Origin of the sequence: Allobosea sp. TAB14 (genome assembly GCF_052113865.1) — a bacterium.
In the GTDB taxonomy this organism is placed as follows: domain Bacteria; phylum Pseudomonadota; class Alphaproteobacteria; order Rhizobiales; family Beijerinckiaceae; genus Allobosea; species Allobosea spartocytisi.
This window is the reverse complement of the sequence record NZ_JBFRDQ010000293.1, coordinates 1-3,753: the sequence shown is the minus strand read 5'-3', so window position 1 is coordinate 3,753 and position 3,753 is coordinate 1. Positions and strand designations below refer to the sequence as shown.

Genomic DNA, 3,753 nt, shown 5'->3' with positions numbered 1-3,753 from the left:
CTTCATGATTTAGGTGCGGAGTAGTCTTCGTTGAATTATTTTTTCGCGGAAAAATCATGATTACATCGAGATTGTACGTGAACGGAATTTATGTCGATTGCGTAATAACCGATGAGCAGGTTAGTGGCATCGTAGAGGAATTGGGAAAAGATGCAGAATTTATCGTGATATACAGAGAGTGGGTTGAAGGGCACCGGGATAAGTTGTCGGGTCCTGGCTCTCCTCCGATGATGAATTCAATAATCGAGGTAGGCTTGAGGTTCAATGAATCGTTCGGAGTTTGGGCGGTCAATGGAATTGTCTTAGCTCTAAATAAAAGATTTAATATTAAGTGGGGCGAAAGAAATGGCTAACGCTGGCGAATTCTTTGCGGGGTTTTACTCTGATGCCGCCGGTAAAACTCTTTACGTTGACAACGATGTGTTGACGACCCTCGCGTTGGCTGGCCTGAAAATGCCAGTGCCTGGAGCTTCGAAGTTCTTCTTGAACGCCCTATTTGATTCCGGCCGGCAAGTTGTTATCACGTCTAACGTAAAAAACGAAGCTATCGTTGATCCTTTTAATTTTCCGAAAGACAAACTTCTGGACGAATGGATGCGCGAGAATTCTTCGCGAATTCGGGAAGTTTCGACCTCTATCGTCAGTGGGCCAGATAAAGGCGAGTGTCAAACGGCCCGCAAAGTTGCCCCCCGATCGGCGTCCAATGTTGACCCCTTGAGTATGCTTCGCGGCGAGGAGGCGGCGCGGCGGAGCTGGTCTGGATTGCGCAGCCGCGCCGGCTCCGGATCGGTGGTGTGCGGGGAACTCAGAGCCTGTTCTTGAAGCGCCAGCTCTCGTTGCCGGTCTCGACGATGTCGCAGTGATGGRTGAGCCGGTCGAGGAGCGCGGTGGTCATCTTGGCGTCGCCGAAGACGGACGGCCATTCGCCGAAGGCGAGGTTCGTGGTGACGATGACGGAGCTCTGCTCGTAGAGCCTGCTAACCAGGTGGAAGAGCAGTTGTCCTCCGGACTGTGCGAAGGGCAGATAGCCAAGTTCGTCGAGGACGATGAAGTCCATGCGTGCGAGATAATCGGCCATGCGGCCCTGGCGGCCGGCGCGGGCTTCGGCCTCGAGCTTGTTGACGAGATCGACGACGTTGAAGAAGCGGCCGCGAGCACCGGCACGGATGCAGGCCCGGGCGATCGCGATGGCGAGATGGGTCTTGCCGGTCCCAGTCCCGCCGACGAGGACAACGTTGCGCTGGTGCGCCAGGAAGTTGCCGCCGGCGAGATCATGAACGAGGGTCTCGTTGATCGGGGTTCCGTCGAAGGCGAAGTCGGCGACATCCTTGGCGAGCGGCAGCTTGGCGATGGTGATCTGATACTTGATCGAACGGGCCTGCTTCTCGGCGATCTCGGCGGCGAGCAGATCGCCGACGACGCGCTGCGGCTCGTGCTGGCGCTTCACCGCCGAGGCGATGATCTCGTCGAAGGCGGCCTTCATGCCATAGAGCTTGAGCTCGCCCATGGTGGCGAGAATCTCCGAGCGTTCCATCACACGGCTCTCCTGAGGCTGTCGTAGCGGGCACAATCGGCGGCGGGCTCATGGCGCAGGCGCAAGGCATCGGGCGTCATGATCGTGATCGCTGCCGCCGGCTCGCGGCGCCGGGCCAGGATGTTGATGATCACGTCGGCGGAGTGGACGCCTTGCCGCAGAGCGTCCGCGCAGGCGGCTTCGACGGCGGACAATCCATCACTCAGCACCGCCGTGAGGATCTCGACCATCTGCCTGTCGCCGTCTTGAACGGCCGCGAGCTTGCGCCGGACCCGGTCGATCGCACCGGGCAAGACCCAGTCCTTGAAGGGCRCTCCGTTCCGCAGGGCGCCCGGCTTGCGAGCCAGTACCGGGACATAGTGCCAGGGATCGTAGATGGTCTGGTCGCGGCCATAGCAGCGGGGATGCTCGCCGACGATACGCCCGTCCTGGCGCAACTCGATCCGATCGGCATAGGCGCGGATCTCGACGGGGCGCCCGACCGCACTCGCGATGACCGAGTACTTGTTGTTGTCGAAGCGCACGAGACAGGTCTTCGACACCGAGGCAGGCAGCGAGTGGAAGCCGTCGAACCGCCCCGCGTAAGGCACCAGGCTCGGGCGCTCGGCTTCGAACATCTCCCAGATCGTACGGTCACGTTGCTCCGGATGGCGGTGGGCCTTGGCGTAGCGAAGCACCTGATCCAGCAGCCAGGCGTTCAACTCGTCGTAGTTCTTGACCCGCAAGCGCGGGGCGAAGAAGCGCTCCCGCACGAGCCCGACCTGGTTCTCGACCTGCCCCTTCTCCCAGCCCGAGGCCGGCGTGCAGGCGACTGGATCGACCAGGTAATGGCTGCACATCTGCTGGAAGCGGCGATTATAGGCCCGCTCCTTGCCGACGAAGATCGTCTCTACCGCGGTCTTCATGTTGTCGTAGATGCCGCGCGTGCAGGCGCCCTTGAAGAAGGCGAAGGCCCGGTCATGGGCATCGAAGACCATCTCCTGGCTCTCGCGCGGATAGGCTCGCACGAACAGCATGCGCGAGTGACAAAGCCGGACATGCGCCACCTTCACCTGGGTCGTGGCGCCATTGATGACGACGATCTCGTGGCTCCAGTCGAACTGGTAGGCCTCGCCGGGCGCGAAGCTCAAAGGCACATAGGCGTCGGCCGTAACGGCGGATTGCTCGCGGCGCCAGCCTCGCGCATAGCGACGAACCGCATCGTATCCGCCCTCGTAGCCGAGATCCCGCAGCTCTTCGAAAAGACGGATCAGCGTCAGGCGCTCGCGGGCCGGCTTGCCGTCGTTCGCCATCAGCAGCCGATCCAGCTCAGGGCGCCAGGGCCCGATCTTCGGCTGCGGCTGAACCTTCCGCTCATACTCGAAGGACGTCGCGCCAGAGCGCAGCACCTTCCGAACCGTGTTCCGAGAGACATGCAGCTCGCGGGCGATCTCCTTGATCGTCTTCCCGCGGATCGAAAACTCGCGCCGGATCCGCGCAATCGTATCCACGCCCTTCATCCCCCGCCYGCCCATCCGAAACCAGGACGGGCAGTCTCACCGAAACCGGCTCAAGGGGGKCAAAGTTCGAAGCCGATCCCCCGCCTCATGGGGTCAAACTTGCACGCCGAAACACAGCTATCCAGCGCGAACAATGCGGGCCGCGCCGAAGCCGCTGCCAAAAGCGCCCAGGTCGCGATCGGCGCGACCAGATTGCCGGTTGCGAACCATAAAATCAGGGCAGCGAAGAACAGGGCGAAGCCCGCCGAGGCCCACCCCACTGCAAGGAGGATCTGGCTACCCGCGGCCCATTGGAGAAAGCCTGCCCCCGGCACCATCACTCCGAGCGCCGCCGCTGCCGGCTTCGAACCAAACGGGACGACAAGACAGGCAAGCGAGAGCGCGACGACGACCGCGGCATAGGCGATTGCAAGCTGCCTTTGCCGCCGTACATGGTGCGGCAGCGGCTTTCTCTCAAATGCAAATAGCTTTGCAATACAAAGCAAAAGGGCAAAATGAGAGGCCGCCACCGGTGCGATCAGAAATCCCTTCGGCTTTTCCGGTTGTGGACTCATGCAAGCTTCTCCTGCGGCTTCGCTTCCTTGCAGGGCTGCTCGGCGCGCCTGGCACTGCGCAGCACCTGCTCGAGAACGCCCAGATAGTCGGAAAAACGCCTGCGGCCTTCATCGGTGAGCTGACAGGTCGTAAGCGGTCGTCGGCCTTCGAAGCCCTTGGTGATGG

Annotated in this window: 5 protein-coding genes; 1 reads left to right on the top strand and 4 read right to left on the bottom strand. The window is 61.2% G+C overall.

The window, feature by feature from the left end:
* Window positions 1-345: 345 nt before the first annotated feature.
* Window positions 346-822: a hypothetical protein gene (locus AB4Y99_RS26525; RefSeq protein ID WP_441525431.1), complete on the top strand. Its 477-nt coding sequence runs from the start codon at window positions 346-348 to the stop codon at window positions 820-822.
* On the opposite strand, the gene istB is transcribed toward AB4Y99_RS26525, so the two are convergent.
* The 4 genes from istB to AB4Y99_RS26505 are packed head-to-tail and all read right to left on the bottom strand — an operon-like array spanning window position 806 to window position 3,751.
* Window positions 806-1,534 carry an IS21-like element helper ATPase IstB gene (gene istB, locus AB4Y99_RS26520; protein WP_441525430.1) on the bottom strand — a complete coding sequence of 243 codons (729 nt, stop codon included), beginning with the start codon at window positions 1,532-1,534 and terminating at the stop codon, window positions 806-808. The two genes, AB4Y99_RS26525 and istB, sit on opposite strands and share 17 nt — an antisense overlap.
* Window positions 1,534-3,033 carry an IS21 family transposase gene (gene istA / locus AB4Y99_RS26515; protein WP_441525429.1) on the bottom strand — a complete coding sequence of 500 codons (1,500 nt, stop codon included), beginning with the start codon at window positions 3,031-3,033 and terminating at the stop codon, window positions 1,534-1,536. The genes istB and istA overlap by 1 nt, the downstream gene beginning before the upstream one ends.
* 50 nt (window positions 3,034-3,083) lie before the next feature.
* A complete protein-coding gene (locus tag AB4Y99_RS26510; RefSeq protein WP_441525428.1) occupies window positions 3,084-3,587 on the bottom strand; it encodes a hypothetical protein in 504 nt (167 codons plus the stop codon).
* Window positions 3,584-3,751: a transcriptional regulator gene (locus AB4Y99_RS26505; protein ID WP_441525432.1), complete on the bottom strand. Its 168-nt coding sequence runs from the start codon at window positions 3,749-3,751 to the stop codon at window positions 3,584-3,586. Before AB4Y99_RS26505 ends, AB4Y99_RS26510 begins: the two co-directional genes overlap by 4 nt.
* Between the last annotated feature and the right edge of the window lie 2 nt (window positions 3,752-3,753).